Raw genomic sequence first — 15,122 nt, 5'->3', positions numbered from 1 at the left:
GCGCTGAATGCAAAAGGCCAAAGAAAAGATTCAAAATATAAATGAAATAATATTTTCAGATCGCGTAATGTTACTAAATAAAAATTTGTTATTGAGCATTCCTGCAAATTTTTTATGTGCATTAATTATTTTTATTGGTTTGGATAAAACAATAGATGAAGAAATTCTCTCTGTATGGTTTATGGCTGGAGCAACAACTTTTGTTCTCCATGGAAGTTTATTTTTCTTTAATTCTTATCGTCCCTTACCATCCAAATACCTTTTAAAATGGTTAATAAGCATTACTGCTATTTATGGTACTCTTTGGGGAATAGCAGGTTCATTTCTTATTCCTCAGAATGATCTGTTAAATCAAATGATTGTCATTATTATAATTATTGGAGTCGCATCAGGTGGATTACATATTCTTCAGCCCAGTTTTTTAGCAAGTCTATTATTTTTTTCATTAACCCTTATCCCTCTAAGTATCTGGCTTTTCCAGCAAAATACACTTAACTATTGGTTTCTTGGAATTGCATTGCTGATTTACTTTTGTTTTGTATCCATTATGTCCTGGATGGGATATGGGCTTCTTAATAAGAATTTTAAATTACGTTATGAGAATTTGGATTTAATTGATAAATTGTATGCAATTAACGCTGATTTGGAGGAAAGCGAGCTACGTTTTCGTTCTGCATTTAATTCTGCTGCTATTGGTATGGCTATAGTTTCTTTGGAGGGGATGTGGTTAAAGGTTAATCAATCGCTTTGTCAGATTGTAGGATACTCAGAAGAAGAATTATTGGAAACTAATTTTCAATCGATCACTTATCCAGAGGATTTAGAGCTCGATTTGGGCTATGTGAGGCAATTATTAGAGGGGGATATAAGATTCTACCATATGGAAAAACGCTATATTCATAAAAATGGTAGTATCATTTGGATTTTACTTAGTGCTTCTTTAATCCGAGATCCCGAGAATAAACCACTCTATTTTATCTCGCAAATTCAAAACATTGATGCTCAAAAACGAGCAGAGCAAGAACTTCAACACATCGCATATCATGACACTTTAACTGGTTTGGGAAATAGAAAACTATTAGAGTTATCATTTGACCAGGCATTAGCTCATGCGAAACGTCACCAAACGCAAATTGCTATTATGTTTATGGATTTGGATTATTTTAAAAATGTGAATGACAAATTGGGGCATGATATTGGGGATCTTTTATTAATTGAGATTGGAAAAAGATTACAAACGATTTTAAGATCTACTGATCTAATTGTCAGGCATGGTGGCGATGAATTCATCATCGCGCTTACCGAATTATCCAATGTAAATCAAGTTATAGAAATAGCAAATAAAATTCTAATTGCTATAAGTAAGCCTATAACAATCAAACGTTATGGTATTTCAATTACAGGCAGTATTGGTATAAGTATCTATCCATATGATGGTTATGATTCAGACACATTAATTAGAAAAGCGGATGAAGCATTATATAGGGTGAAAATAGGGGGAAAAAATAATTTTCAATTGTTCAATACTGTGTTACATAAGTAAGACGCTCTACTTGATATGATGCATTCGAAGGAATTAATCCCCTGACACCTCGATTGGATGTCTTTTAATTGTGTCTATAATATAAAGACAATCAACTACCCGATTTCCTAAAATGAATACTCATAATGCGGTATTGAATTGCTTTTTAAAATTAGGGTATTCCGATGTTCAGGGAGTATGTCATGGGATTTCCATCCGCTGGCTGGAGGCTTGCCTTTTGGGTGAAGAGCATGTATTTCATGAACGGATTAAACATATTGAGCGGATTGTTTCTTCAGGCCAAGATATAGTTAAGCTTATGGAAGCGGCTAAAGAAAAAAAGGGCAAAAATTTATCAACAGAAGATGAAGAATTATTGGATATCCTGGCTTTTTTTGAAAGCCTGGATTTGTATCATGCGCCGTATCGCCATACGGAACTATTTGGGCTTTCATCTGATAGCAACCAAAAGAATATTGCATTTCATTCTGATCTGGCAGCATCAGATAAAATCAACGCGTTAGGAGGTTTAACCCAGGTATATTCTCAAGCACTCATTCCTAATGAGGCAGAATTAAGGCATTATTTGGATGAATTAGGTTTCATCATGCAAGCGGGTTCTGGCTCAAGCAAAGATGTTTTAGGAGTGATTTTAAGTTCTTTCAACCATACTCTGGCGGTGACTTATAAACCCGGTGATGGTTGGGGGTTTATGGATATTAATCAATATCCCCCCAAAGTGTATAAAGTTGAAGAGACAGGACGACTCGCTAAAATGATAATAAAGGGTTTGAATTCAGTCCCACCATCTCCATATCTTGCTTTGGATGCATCAATTTACACCACAACCAGAAATCCACAAGTGTATTCATTAACCACACAATTGGGTCAATTTAAATCCAGTCATGTAATGACCAAAAAAATAGCATCCCGGGAACAAAATGGGATGGGTTTAGCCTGGATTGCAGCACGAATAGGGGATGTTGCTCTTATCTCGGAGCTTGCGAGGCATCAAGTTAATTTGAATAAAGCAGATAAGGATGGCTTTACGCCAGCTCATTTAGCTGTCCAACATGGTGATGTTGCTCTTATCTCGGAGCTTGGGAGGCATCAGGTTGATTTCAATAAAGCGGCTAAACATGGCGTTACACCAGTCCATATAGCTGCCCAACAGGGTGATGTTGCTGTCATTGTTGAACTTGCAAGACATGGGGTTGATTTCAATAAAGCCAATGAAAGTGGTGCTACACCAGCCCATTTAGCAGCTCAAAATGGACATATTGCTGTTATTACTGAACTTGCAAAGCATGGGGTTGACTTCAATAAAGCTAATGAAAATGGTGCTACTCCAGCTCATTTCGCAGCTCGAAATGGGCATATAGCCGTCATTGCTGAGCTTGCAAAGCATGGGGTTAATTTAAATAAAACAAACAGAAGTGGTGATACACCAGCCCATTTAGCAGCTCAAAAAGGTCATGCCGCTGTTATTACCGAGCTTGCTAAAAATAATGTTAATGTACATCAACAAAATGAACATGGTTCTACACTGGTCCATATAGCAGCTCAAAACGGTCATACTACGGTCATTGCGGAGCTTGCGAAATATCAAGTTGATTTCAATAAAACAGATGTAAATGGCTCTACCCCTGCGCATTTGGCAGCCAGAAATGGTCATGTTACTGTCATTGCTGAGCTTGCGAAGCATCAAGCTAATCTTAATAAAGCAGACAAAGATGGGTTTACACCAGCTCACATCGCAGCATTAACTGGTCAATCGGTGGTTCTTGATGCATTGATAAAATCAGGTACCGATTTAAGTCCTTCTTTAATTTCACTCACTGATTGGAAAAGCAAAGCCTACTTGAAAAAAAATGCTGTTGCTCGAATGAATTCATTTCTGAATTATCATAAAGACAAACAAGAGGCGTTGCTTTCTCCCAAGGACTTGGCTGTAATTATGGGGGAAGAAAATGAGATTCAACGTTTCCTGGACAATGTGATTGAGCCTCATTTGAGATATGCCGGCAGGGCTGATATGGCAGAAAAAAACAAAGAAAATGAGCCCTTACCGAAGGACGTGATTGCATGCCTGAACCAGCTAATCGATTTAAAACGGCAGAATGAAATAATGGAGTCATATCTTGCAGAAACTGAAACATTGCTCAACGCAATAAAAGAAAATGAACAGCGCATCATAGACCGAAAGTATTATATTGATTTTATTGATGAGCATAAGGAATCCTATACCAATGTCATGTGGCATATATCCAGTCCTGAAAAAGAAGAGTTATTTCAAAATGAAGCCCAACTTCGTCACTCAGGAATGTCATCTACGGTGCTTTATGGTATGAGTTGGGCGACTTCATTATTTTCCACTTGCTACCGTTTTTTGACTCCCAAGCTCCAACAAGAATATCTTGACTCCTTAATGCCTCAGACTTTAGACAGCCAAAGCAAAGCTTTGTTTAAAAAGCTCTTACAAGAGCATAAGGACAACCTGAAAAAAGAGATGCTCAGGATCGAACAATCCATCGCTAATACCAATAAAAAATTATTTCCTCAGTCTGAAGAGATACTCCCTCTTTTCAATACGCTGTCGTCAAAAGACCTTCAACTCTTACCGATATACGAATTTCGTATTGTGCACAGTGTGCGTTCTGATGACAGGCATACACCAAAAGAACACGCTGATACGCAGAACTTTATGCATCAAAAATCAACGATGAGTATCTTGAAAATTCCGGCAACAGAACGTGAAGCAAATATTTACGCAGTATTTCAATTGTTAGAGTGTCCTTTAATGTGCAATGAGGATGGCTCAATTCCCAGGATTTTAAAAGAAATAAAAGCGATTATAAAAGAGGTAGATCCACAAGAGGAGCAATCAATTAGTGACGCGCTTCATCTCATTCGTAATGCAATAAAAGATGTAGACCGACAAGAGAGACCTTTAGTTGCTGAAGTGTTAAAGGTATTTGATGATGCAGGTAGCCTTAATTTTAGACAAATCCGTAACTCTTTAGAAGCTCTACCTGGTTTAAATGAATTTTCTTTATCATTAAGACAGTCATTATCAGGGCATTCTACATAGGATATATAGGCAATATCAAATTTCCTCTGAAATTTAAATAATTAAAACCTTAGCTCCAGGATTAGCTTTTACCCAATTGGCCACATACTCGATATAGTTATTTTTGCCAACAGCAATACATCCACGTGTGGAGCCTGGTAAGTTGTTTAACCAACCAAACAAACTGGATGTCTGAGCTGGTCCATGGATCCCTACATCCCTGCCTGAATATCCAGCAGCTAATTGCTTTTTAGTTGGATAGAGAATTGGAATAAAAACTTTGAATTGATTGGATTTTCTTGGATGAGCTAACCCATATAAACCAATTGGAGTTTTATTATCACCAGCATGTTTTTTACCAACGCCCTTATACCCGAGCGCTACCTTAAAGGTTTTAATGACAGTACCGTTTTTACAGATATTTAAAGTGCGCTTTTTAGTATGTACATTGATTCCGTTTGATAAAGGACAAGTCGCAGTACTTGCAAATAAAGCGACAGGAAAAAAAATAGAGATAATTAAAAGAATTGCTCTTATTTTCATATAAACAGGCTAATATTGTTGAAGTTGGGCAATAATTATCCCACAATATTGCCTTTATTCATAGGGTTGACAGGCTAAATTTTACGCAAATGTCTGTGGCGTGAAAGCCTTTTTGAGAAAACCCCAATTTTCAGGGCGAGCGCCAAGGTAATCTTCCTCAGAAACCTTGGGTCGAAGTCAAGTATTTTAGCCATTACAAGCTTTAAAACAAAGATCTTGTCATGTGTTAGCATTGGATAATACGTGCTAATACCGGCTGATACAGTCTGATTATATAAAAATTATTGAATCAATTGATACAGAAAAGCTAGTTTATCACAGATGAGGTGGGGATTAAGAATAATCTCGTTGTTTACTATGATCTGCCTAAGAAAATTGGAACAATTTTAAAACAAATCTGAGAAAGTGTATCAAAAAAACTTGAAGGATTTATGGACGCTATTACCTATGCATTTTAGGCCTGGCGATAGAAAAGAACAAATAATTCACCAAGTATATGGTATTTCGAGACAATATTTTTTTAATATCAGATAGTACTATACAGATAGTACTATACTCAAGATAGTAATTAATAAAGGATTTTATTATATCAGGAGTTACCCCAGATGATGAATGAGTCATCAACCGAGAAGAAGAATGAGCTCAGCTTATCATTTGCAGCTTTGGGGGTTGTTTTTGGGGATATAGGAACAAGCCCTCTTTATGCATTTGGCCAAGTAATAAAGTATTTTCCAATCAATGACTATAATATTTATGGTATTTTGTCGCTCATTTTTTGGTCGCTGATCATTATAATTAGTATTAAGTATCTGGTAATCGTTTTTCGTGCGGATAATGATGGCGAAGGCGGCATTATAGCTTTAGCAGGGTTGATAAGGCAGAAAATAAAAAAGCCAGGAGGATGGCTTTTATTTATTACGCTTGTTGGCATAGGGCTTATCATTGGTGATGGAATATTAACTCCAGCGATATCTATTTTAAGTGCTGTCGAAGGTCTGGAATCATTGTCTCCAGATTTGGCCAAGTATGTTCTACCAGTGACATTAATTATTTTATTTTTCCTTTTTAAGATGCAGAGCATAGGTACAGGAAAAATTGGTGTTTATTTCGCTCCTGTCATGCTTGTTTGGTTTATTACAATTGGAGTTTTGGGTGCTTTGCAAATTATACAGAATCCCAAAGTACTAATGGCAATAAATCCTTATTACGCAGTTAATTTTTTTCTGATACACCAATACTTGGCTCTTTTCATATTGGGTGGGGTATTTTTAGTCATGACTGGCGGCGAAGCATTATTCGCTGATTTAGGGCATTTTGGTAAAAAGGCTATTCGGCTAGGATGGTTTTCTGTGGCGTTACCCGCTTTACTTTTATGCTATTTTGGCCAGGGGGCGCTTGTATTGATGCATACAGAAGATATCAAATATCCCTTTTTTAGTTTATCGCCAGATTGGTTTCTCCCTATGATGATTATTTTGGCTACGATTGCAACCATTATTGCATCACAGGCAATTATTTCGGCGGCATTTTCAATTTTAAAACAGGCATCACTGCTTAATTTGGTTCCACGCCTTAAGATTATTTATACGTCCAAATTTGAGAAAGGCCAAGTCTATTTACCGCTTATCAATTTTATTTTAGCCATAGGTACCTGTTCGCTTGTTATAGTTTTTCAATCATCGTCAAATCTTGCAGATGCATACGGCATTGCTGTTAATTTAGATATGCTTATCACAACTGTTTTAGTTGGGATTATTGCTTATCGTTGTTGGAGTTGGCATGCGCTCAAAGTTATGGTTTTCCCACTGATATTGGTTATTGAACTTGCATTTTTTGCAGGAAATATACCCAAGTTGTTAACTGGAGGTTGGATTCCTATTTTAATTGCATTTCTTGGATTTATAGTGATGTATACTTGGCACTGTGGCTTTGAGAAATTACGTGAATTACATCATAGAGATGCTCTGATGGATGCGTTTATCATTGATGAATTAAATCAAAATAAAATTTCAAGACAAGCTGGAATGGGCTTATATATTATTGACCCGTATGATTGCGATGGTGAAAGCCTTCTGCATCATCTTAGGCTTAACCGTATTTTTTTTGAGAATATGGTTTTTGTAAGTGTCAAAATTGAAAATAAACCCTATATTCCTATTCAAAATAAATTTGAACTTATAAAAAAGGCTGAAGGGTTTTATTTAATCTTTATTCATTATGGGTTTATGGAAGATATTAATTTACCTGATACTTTAGAAGAAATGTTTAAAAGGATATGTTTACCGTTTGAAATTGGTAAGAATAAGTTAATCTATTTTATTGAGATTGTTTTTGTTGAAATGACCAGACAAAGGCTAAAACATATGTACCTGTGGCAAAAGCGCCTTTTTTCTATCATGATACGTAATGCTGTGCCGGATATACAGTTTTATCAATTACCTTACAATAAAACTATTGCAATAGGTACTTATTACCAATTTTGAATCCAATCAAAGAAGGGGGATTGGGTTTATTAGAGGTTAAGGATAGTGAAATGAGCAAAGACGATTTACATAACTGTGTGTTATTTAAGGGAATAGATGAGAAGTACGTTGATGAATTTTTGGAAAATTGTGAGGAAGTTGAACTTCCAAAAGGTGCATTTCTTTTTCATCAAAATGAAATTGGTGACTCGATGTATATTGTCGAACAAGGTGAGTTACAAATTATACTGGAGCACAACTCGACAGGCTCGGCTCTTCTTGAGGAACAAGTGATTGGAGTATTTAAAAATGGAGCATTGTTCGGGGAATTATGTGTATTTGGTCAACTAAAACGAGCTGCATCAATCCGTGCCCTGGTAGATTGTCGATTATTAAAAATCGAAGGAGAAGATTTCAGGATTCGTATCTACTCAAAAGATTTGGACGCATTATTAATTTGTTATAATATCGCAAAACTATTAAGCCAGCGCTTTATTAATCTTTTAAGCTTGAGTTATTCGCTAAATGTGTAATTTGAATAGTCTATTCGATTAAATATAGATCAGTATATTTTAAACTTAACATAAAAGCGCAATTGCTCAATAGTTGATGCAAGTTTTTGCCACAGAAGAAAATTAATTATTTTGTTTTAAATTAAATTTAATGTGTGCTATTTATTATCAGTAAATAAGGATTTTTCTTAATTTCAAACTCCATAAAACCGCAGATTTTTTAATATTTTAATTTGCAAGTACTAATTTTTTTCACGTGTCACGATGGTACGGTTTAAATCCCTACGAACTAACAGAAAACCAAAAAAACATCCTCCTATTTTTTGTGTACATGGTTATAGAAGTAGCCAATCAGTTTGGCTTCCACTAGCAAAATACTTTCAAAAAATGAATTACCCCGGAGCAATTATTACCCTTGATGTTCCGTCGGAGGCTGAGCTAATATTTTCTTTCGCTGCTAATACGCCCAATAAAAACCGAGAAGTTATGGATCCCATAAGTGAGGTTGCTCTAGTGGAGCTCATATTAACTCACAAATTGAGCTCTACCCCAACAAAGAGGCGAATATTATCTGTTTGATAAAGTGCTCCCGTAATTGGGAGAGATCCAGTACTTGATTTTAAATGGCGCGCTCGGAGGGACTCGAACCCCCGACACCTTGGTTCGAAGCCTAATACTCTAGTTTTAAATTCGTTATAAATCAATACCTTGTGAAGCGTCAAATTCACTAGGAACTTCCTAAAACTGCCTATTACGGCGTAGTGCCTCTAAAGTTGAGACACGTTTTAGCCAGAGAAAAAAATTAACCTATTTGTTTTAAATAAACCCAAATGGGGATTTTTGAATATTTCATTTACAAGGTGCTAATTTTTTCTATTGCACTCAAAACAATATTTCTAGAGCGTTCAAGCCGAGCGGTTGCTTTTATTGCTTCTAACCATTTAGGATCTTCGATGAGCTTTTTAAAGTATCCTGAAATAAATTGGACAACATCTTTCGGTGAGTTCATTATTTCTACTAATAATTCAGGTCTGCCATTGATAACATTGATGATATCTTCCAAATCTTTACAATCCCAATAATCATTATTCTTATAGGCTCTATCAGTGAATGCCTCAAGCTTTGTGGCAATGAAATAGACTGCGTTGAGTATTTTAATTTTTTTGTCTTTAATTTGAATCTCAAGTGCATTGTCAAAACCAGCCTGATACCAATTTGAATTGATTTCTTGTAAAGTACTATCGGTATACATGATATGAATTATAAAATCATCTAACATATATCTGCAATTGACATTCCCATCCGGCTTAAAACCTAAGCTTTCCAGTTTTTTCTGTAAAGAGTAATGGGCAACAATATCGGTTCTTCCTAAATCCAGAGCGACATCAATATCATAGGTTGGTCGTACATCATCTTCTATTAAATCAGTTATCAATAGCCCAACGATTCTACCACCAACATAAACAACTTGTTCGTTTAGTTCTTTTAAAAGAGTCGCTGCTTTATAAAGTGCTTCATTATTTTGTTTAACTCTTACTGATTCCATACAAAATGTTCCAATAGTTCTTTTGCAATTTTATTTTCTCGTTTCCCACCTAATCGGATCAGATCAAGTGCACTAATAATGGCATAAAAATTCTCATCTGGGCTCCTATCCAAAGCATTAGGTAAGGTTTTATATATGGGGGTTAAGCCCAGTCCTTTTGTATCACCATTAATGTAAGGCCACACATAGGACTCTTCGCTCATGATTAATTTTTTAAAATAAGGAGAGCTATAGGCTGCTGGCATGCCTCGTGTAGCTATATTAATTTCCGCTGGAAAATGATACTTCACACTATGCACAAAAAATTCCATAAGCTCGTGCTTATGCAATTCAATGCTATCATTCGCATAACGCGTTAAAAGCTTCGTAATCTCTAGTCTTTTAATACTTTTGGTCACTTCAGATTGGCTGATATAAAGCTCATGAGCGATGCTTTTAAACTCAATTTTTTCTTTAGTATTATTTTTTAAAAGCAATTTAATGAGAATAGCTATGTCTTGCCCTTTAAGCATGAAAAGCTCCAGTCTATTTTTATAGGATTATAGCATGGGGGTTTCCAATTTCCAAATTGGAAACTGGAAATTATGGTAAATCAAATGGTATCACAGAAGGGTTCCATCACAAAATGAAGTTTTGTTGCTGGCAAACAAGTTGTTCTATTTAATCTGATTACATTTACTAAAATTAAGAGTTCATTTTGCTGTACTTTCAATTTTCAGTAGCATGTTTTCACAAATATCCTTATGGAAACTTGAATAAAACGTTTTTTAAATCCAGTTTTCATTTGCAGTAAAGGCAATGGTTAGCCAACGTTGTGGCGTATCTTCTCCAATAGCCAACGCGATTTCATTACGAATTTTATCCAGAGTTTCAATGCTTGAAATTGGGTAATCCATAGGTACTACTATATGTATTTCAATAAATTGTGCCCGTCCTATTTTTGCAACGTAGCTTGTATAAGTCTTGAAATCATGCTGTTTAATAAGCTCATCTAAAAATTCTCTTATACTTTCATCAAGACCCACAGGAGCCATGCGAAATATGTCTCGCATGGCATCACGGACTGCGGGCATAGGCACAAAAATCAGAAATGCAGTAAGAATTGCTAAAATAAGGGGGTCAATGTAAGGGGTAAAATATCCATAGGCCCCGCCATGCAACAAGGCTGCGATGCCAAATGCCAATAGGAGAGAAGTGGAAATCAAAGCAGACATTAACCAACTTTGAATGTCTAGTCGCAAGAATTCGGACTTAATTTTGCGGTTTGTTTTAACTAAATAAAAATACATGCCTGTTGATAAAAAAAACACCAAAAGTGCAAACACAAATGCCCAATCAAAATTGAGTTCATGTCCACCAGACATCAAACTGCCAATCGCGTTTACCAGTGCATAAGTACAAAGAAGTATTAGGATACTGCCATTCAAAACAAGAACCATAGGTTCAATATGCCAGTAACCATATTGAAATCTCCGATTCCCCTTACTTGTTAAAAGACGGGCAACAAAAAAAGCAAGGATCGATATAACGGTATCCACCATATTAAACATACCGTCAAAGACGATAGCCAATGAACCGGACAATAGCCCAAATAAAATACCTACCACGGCTAAGAGAAAGGTAACAGCGATTGATATTTTAAGTGCTCTTCGTTCATGAAGTCCCTTTTGTATTATCATTTGAGTGATATCCTGATTTTAACAATGCTTTATCTACTTATACTATTGCTTCAACAGCCACTAATAAATCCATAGGCTTGTATTATTAGGCCTTTTACATAATAACTGCTTATTTTTTCAATTGTTGCAGTAAGTTTTTCGCATGGTTTAGAAAAATCAATTTATTTTACGTACATTAACTTTGCGTCCCTTTAATTTTCCACTTTGTAAATATTGGTAGGCTTTATCTGCTTGGCTGTGGTGAATTGCAACATAGGAGTACATAGCGGTGATGTTAATTTTGCCAATTGTGTTGCCTGCTAATCCTGCATCTTTGGTTAATGCCCCAAGGATGTCACCAGGGCGAATTTTATCTTTTTTACCGGAAGCAATACAGAGTGTAATCATTTCTGGCACTAAGCGAGCAGCGTTGTGTTTTTCTAATTCATTAATGTTTCCCCAATGAATGGGGAGCGGGTAGTTATCTTCAATGGCGCAAATTCGTTGTGCATCTGCAGGCGTTACAATGCTTAAGGCAATGCCTTTGCTCCCAGCTCGTCCTGTTCGACCAATACGATGAATATGGACGTCGTGATCAAAAGCGAGATCAAAATTAATCACTGCGGAAAGTTCTTTTATATCAAGTCCTCGTGCTGCAACATCAGTGGCGACAAGAATAGAACAACTTTGGTTGGCAAAACGCAAGACAGCAAGATCACGCTCGATTTGTTCCATATCACCATTTAAAGCGATGGCACTGAAGCCTTCATTGATGAGCTGGTCTGTGACTTCTATTGTTTGTTGCTTGGTATTACAGAAGATTAACACTGAAACGGGCCGATAGTGCAACAGTAATGATTTTAATAAGGGAAATTTCTGGGCATGTCTCGAGACTTCATAAAAATGTTGTTCAATATCAATTTCTTCAGGAGGGGTTACCACATGAACTTCTTTCGGGTCCTTCATAAATTGTTTTGAAAGCCGTTTGATTTCTTCAGGATAAGTCGCAGAAAAAAGCAGGGTTTGTCGTTGTTTGGGACAAACCGAAATAATGTTTTTAATGTCATCAAAAAAACCCATATCCAGCATTCTGTCTGCCTCATCCAAAACTAAAGCTTTTACCTGAGATAAGTCTAAAGAGGCGTTTTTTAAATGCTTAAGTATTCTCCCCGGTGTTCCTACAATAATATGAGCTCCATGCCGTAATGAATCAAGCTGAGGCTGCATTGGTATACCACCAGATAAATTAATAATTTTGACATTAGGCATCAAACAGGCTAATCGACGGATAGCTTGGCTTACTTGTTCCGCGAGCTCACGGGTAGGGCAGAGAACCAAGGCTTGTACTGCAAAAAAAGAAATTCTTAAATTATTTAATAAACACAAAGCAAAAGCAGCGGTCTTTCCACTCCCTGTTTTTGCTTGAGCTATCATATCTTCATTTCTAAGAATTATGGGCAGGCTTTGCATTTGGATAGGGGTCATATTTTCATAATTTGAAGAAGCAAGACTTTTTATTAATTCTTGACGAAGGGGGAATTGAGAGAATGATAGGTGTTGGTGATTGTGTTCTGATTGAATCATGGAAAGTGCTTATTGTTATAATAGGTGAATAGCTTAGCACTTCTTAGTGCAATTTTAAATCAATTTATTTTGGTCAAGCTTAATCTGATGCTTGCATTTGTCTTTTCTAATTGAATCCGTGTAGATCAAAATAACATTAAAATCATCTCAAAGACATCAACAGAGAGTGATTTTAATGTTTCTATCAGATGTATCATTCTACAAAGAGATATAAGTAAAAATAATATTAGTTACTTAAATTAAAGGGGTGTTATATTTTGTGCTTGAAGACCTTTTGCTCCTTGCGTCACAATGAATTGTACTCGCTGACCTTCAGTGAGGGTTTTAAAGCCAGAACTTGAAATTTCTTTAAAGTGAGCAAATACATCCGGGCCGCCTTCTTGCTCAATAAAACCAAATCCTTTGAGCTCGTTAAACCATTTAACGACTCCATTTACTGTTTTAGACATAAGTATCCTTAAGTATTTATTATAGTGCCTGTATAGGCGAATTTAGCCGGAAACCGGTCAAGAATTAAAAACTACCGAACGAGGGATTAAATGAATAAAACGACGATTTGGAAAGTATAAAAATAGACATTTTCTAGCTAAGATCAGAATACTATTCTTTAAGACTATAAGTCAATCTTTCCTCGCTGAAAATCCAGCTATTGAAGCCATTTATCACTTCCAACAACAGCTTCATGAGCTATTAATGAATAAAACTCTAACTAAAGTACGATGCCGTAAAATCATTCCTCTCTTCTTAAAATCGTAAGATGAAACTGATTCAACGGCATGCTTATGGGTTTAGAAATTTTGAAAATTACAGGTTAAGGGTTAAAGTTTTGTGTTCTTGATTAGTGCCCCCGGATTTGGGGAAGAGCCATTAAATGGCGCGCTCGGAGGGACTCGAACCCCCGACACCTTGGTTCGAAGCCTGATACTCAATAATAGAAAACATTATAAATCAACAACTTACGATGCATCAAATCATCGAATTACTGCCTAGAACTGCCACAAATACACTACAAACGGTCACTGTTACGGCACGATTTCGTCACTGTTGTGTCAGGCAGCGCTAGGCAGTCCCAATCAATATTTCCCTGTGCGACATACAGCCACATTAGAGTCCTATTGTTGATTATTAGTATTTTGATTAGACTGACTCTGAATGGTATAATCTCTTATTACCTGAGTTAATAAAAATACAAAACGCGTATTTGAATTTGAGAGTGGTTGCGCTATAATATAATTAACCATGCCCGTCACGCCTCTCAATGATGCGCACCACGACGGGTTATTTTTTTATGGCTGAAAAGAGTTATACGAAACCTGCACTTACTGTTAGTCAACAGCTGGAGTTTTTATTTTCTCAGGGTTTGCAGATTGAGGATCAAAAACTAGCTATTCGTGCATTGGAAACAGTAAGTTATTATCGCTTATCATCCTATCTTTTGCCTTTTAAGCAATCCCACAATGCAAAGAACCCTCGCCAGTTTAAAGAAAACGCTACATTTGAACAAGTTTGGCAGCTTTATCAATTTGACAGAGAGCTAAGGTTACTTGTTGCTGATGCAATTGAAAAAATAGAGGTGGCATTTCGAGCGGCATTAACCAATGTGACAAGTATCCGATTTAATCCTTTTTGGTATGTAGAACGAAATTATTTTAAGGCTAAAGCTGGTGCAAATAGAGAAAGAGATTTTTTTGATGATTATCTAAAAACAATTAAAACGATTAGTACCAATAAGCAGGAACTATTTATTCAACATTATCATAAGAATTATGATAAACCATATTTTCCACCAATTTGGATGATGGTTGAGGCACTCTCCTTTGGTGTCTGTTCTAAGATGTTTAATAATATCCAGTCGAAAGATGTGCGTAATGAGATTGCTTCTTTTTTAGGTCAGCATACAACTGTAATTGAATCTTGGATAAAAAGTTTAACCTATACAAGGAACCTCTGTGCTCATCATTCAAGATTATGGAATAGATGGCTTGTTATTCCTCCGCTAATACCTAAGAATGCGCCTATTAAAACCCATATTGATGGTAACTATCGTTTTCAATTAATCGCTTTTATCATAGATCAATTATTAGAAACAATTGCACCTGAATCTAATTGGAAAATAAAGCTCTTTGAGCTATTTGAAAGAAATGAGCAGTTTTCAGGAATTGAAATGGGATTTATAAATAATTGGCGGGATGATCCAATATGGCATTGTTGAATAAATCAAAATT

Annotated in this window: 12 protein-coding genes and 1 pseudogene; 7 read left to right on the top strand and 6 right to left on the bottom strand. The window is 36.0% G+C overall.

Going from position 1 to position 15,122, the window contains the following annotated elements; translation table 11 throughout:
* The first annotated feature begins 7 nt into the window (after positions 1 to 7).
* On the top strand, positions 8 to 1,543 hold the full coding sequence (locus OQJ02_RS10630) for a sensor domain-containing diguanylate cyclase (protein ID WP_265719012.1): 1,536 nt from the start codon (positions 8 to 10) through the stop codon (positions 1,541 to 1,543).
* A 112-nt stretch (positions 1,544 to 1,655) separates the two neighbouring features.
* Positions 1,656 to 4,613, top strand: a complete 2,958-nt coding sequence (locus tag OQJ02_RS10625) for an ankyrin repeat domain-containing protein (protein WP_322783387.1) — start codon at positions 1,656 to 1,658, stop codon at positions 4,611 to 4,613.
* Positions 4,614 to 4,646: 33 nt separating this feature from the next.
* Here OQJ02_RS10625 and OQJ02_RS10620 read toward each other — a convergent pair whose 3' ends face one another.
* On the bottom strand, positions 4,647 to 5,135 hold the full coding sequence (locus OQJ02_RS10620) for a L,D-transpeptidase family protein (protein ID WP_265719011.1): 489 nt from the start codon (positions 5,133 to 5,135) through the stop codon (positions 4,647 to 4,649).
* 605 nt (positions 5,136 to 5,740) lie between these two features.
* On the opposite strand from OQJ02_RS10620, the gene OQJ02_RS10615 reads away from it, so the two are divergent.
* Both OQJ02_RS10615 and OQJ02_RS10610 read left to right on the top strand, forming a co-directional pair.
* On the top strand, positions 5,741 to 7,618 hold the full coding sequence (locus OQJ02_RS10615) for a potassium transporter Kup (RefSeq protein ID WP_265719010.1): 1,878 nt from the start codon (positions 5,741 to 5,743) through the stop codon (positions 7,616 to 7,618).
* A gap of 50 nt (positions 7,619 to 7,668) precedes the next feature.
* Positions 7,669 to 8,130, top strand: coding sequence for a cyclic nucleotide-binding domain-containing protein (locus OQJ02_RS10610; protein ID WP_265719009.1), 462 nt, complete (start codon positions 7,669 to 7,671; stop codon positions 8,128 to 8,130).
* 832 nt (positions 8,131 to 8,962) lie between these two features.
* Here the strand turns inward: OQJ02_RS10610 and OQJ02_RS10605 are convergent.
* The 5 genes from OQJ02_RS10605 to OQJ02_RS10585 all read right to left on the bottom strand — a co-directional run bounded on the left by OQJ02_RS10605 (position 8,963) and on the right by OQJ02_RS10585 (position 13,346).
* Complete coding sequence (locus OQJ02_RS10605; RefSeq protein ID WP_265719008.1) at positions 8,963 to 9,655, bottom strand: hypothetical protein; 693 nt, start codon at positions 9,653 to 9,655, stop codon at positions 8,963 to 8,965.
* Positions 9,643 to 10,167, bottom strand: coding sequence for a LysR family transcriptional regulator (locus OQJ02_RS10600; protein ID WP_265719007.1), 525 nt, complete (start codon positions 10,165 to 10,167; stop codon positions 9,643 to 9,645). The genes OQJ02_RS10605 and OQJ02_RS10600 overlap by 13 nt, the downstream gene beginning before the upstream one ends.
* A gap of 255 nt (positions 10,168 to 10,422) precedes the next feature.
* Positions 10,423 to 11,334 (bottom strand): cation diffusion facilitator family transporter, encoded by a 912-nt coding sequence (locus OQJ02_RS10595; RefSeq protein WP_265719006.1) that lies wholly within the window; start codon positions 11,332 to 11,334, stop codon positions 10,423 to 10,425.
* Between the two features lie 156 nt (positions 11,335 to 11,490).
* Positions 11,491 to 12,897 carry an ATP-dependent RNA helicase DbpA gene (gene dbpA / locus OQJ02_RS10590; protein ID WP_265719005.1) on the bottom strand — a complete coding sequence of 469 codons (1,407 nt, stop codon included), beginning with the start codon at positions 12,895 to 12,897 and terminating at the stop codon, positions 11,491 to 11,493.
* Positions 12,898 to 13,136: 239 nt separating this feature from the next.
* Entirely contained in the window at positions 13,137 to 13,346 is a 210-nt protein-coding gene (locus OQJ02_RS10585) for a cold-shock protein (RefSeq protein ID WP_014842095.1), read from the bottom strand.
* A gap of 172 nt (positions 13,347 to 13,518) precedes the next feature.
* Between OQJ02_RS10585 and OQJ02_RS10580 the strand changes: the two are divergent.
* From OQJ02_RS10580 to OQJ02_RS10570, 3 genes and pseudogenes are all read left to right on the top strand, one after another.
* Positions 13,519 to 13,735: pseudogene (locus tag OQJ02_RS10580) on the top strand (transposase); the annotation flags it as partial.
* On the top strand, positions 13,726 to 13,887 hold the full coding sequence (locus OQJ02_RS10575; protein WP_265719004.1) for a hypothetical protein: 162 nt from the start codon (positions 13,726 to 13,728) through the stop codon (positions 13,885 to 13,887). The pseudogene OQJ02_RS10580 and the gene OQJ02_RS10575, both read left to right, overlap by 10 nt.
* A gap of 298 nt (positions 13,888 to 14,185) precedes the next feature.
* Positions 14,186 to 15,109, top strand: coding sequence for an Abi family protein (locus OQJ02_RS10570; protein ID WP_015444231.1), 924 nt, complete (start codon positions 14,186 to 14,188; stop codon positions 15,107 to 15,109).
* The last annotated feature ends 13 nt before the right edge of the window (positions 15,110 to 15,122 follow it).

This window comes from Legionella sp. PATHC032, from assembly GCF_026191185.1.
Classification (GTDB): domain Bacteria; phylum Pseudomonadota; class Gammaproteobacteria; order Legionellales; family Legionellaceae; genus Legionella.
The sequence above is the reverse complement of the archived record's forward strand: the minus strand, read 5'-3'. Positions and strand labels throughout refer to the sequence as shown.

Excerpts from the sequence above, each read along its gene's own strand:
- OQJ02_RS10630 (WP_265719012.1), top strand. The coding sequence starts at position 8 with ATGCAAAAGGCCAAAGAAAAGATTCAAAATATAAATGAAATAATATTT.
- OQJ02_RS10625 (WP_322783387.1), top strand. The coding sequence starts at position 1,656 with ATGAATACTCATAATGCGGTATTGAATTGCTTTTTAAAATTAGGGTAT.
- OQJ02_RS10620 (WP_265719011.1), bottom strand. The coding sequence starts at position 5,135 with ATGAAAATAAGAGCAATTCTTTTAATTATCTCTATTTTTTTTCCTGTC.
- OQJ02_RS10615 (WP_265719010.1), top strand. The coding sequence starts at position 5,741 with ATGATGAATGAGTCATCAACCGAGAAGAAGAATGAGCTCAGCTTATCA.
- OQJ02_RS10610 (WP_265719009.1), top strand. The coding sequence starts at position 7,669 with ATGAGCAAAGACGATTTACATAACTGTGTGTTATTTAAGGGAATAGAT.
- OQJ02_RS10605 (WP_265719008.1), bottom strand. The coding sequence starts at position 9,655 with ATGGAATCAGTAAGAGTTAAACAAAATAATGAAGCACTTTATAAAGCA.
- OQJ02_RS10600 (WP_265719007.1), bottom strand. The coding sequence starts at position 10,167 with ATGCTTAAAGGGCAAGACATAGCTATTCTCATTAAATTGCTTTTAAAA.
- OQJ02_RS10595 (WP_265719006.1), bottom strand. The coding sequence starts at position 11,334 with ATGATAATACAAAAGGGACTTCATGAACGAAGAGCACTTAAAATATCA.
- dbpA (WP_265719005.1), bottom strand. The coding sequence starts at position 12,897 with ATGATTCAATCAGAACACAATCACCAACACCTATCATTCTCTCAATTC.
- OQJ02_RS10585 (WP_014842095.1), bottom strand. The coding sequence starts at position 13,346 with ATGTCTAAAACAGTAAATGGAGTCGTTAAATGGTTTAACGAGCTCAAA.
- OQJ02_RS10570 (WP_015444231.1), top strand. The coding sequence starts at position 14,186 with ATGGCTGAAAAGAGTTATACGAAACCTGCACTTACTGTTAGTCAACAG.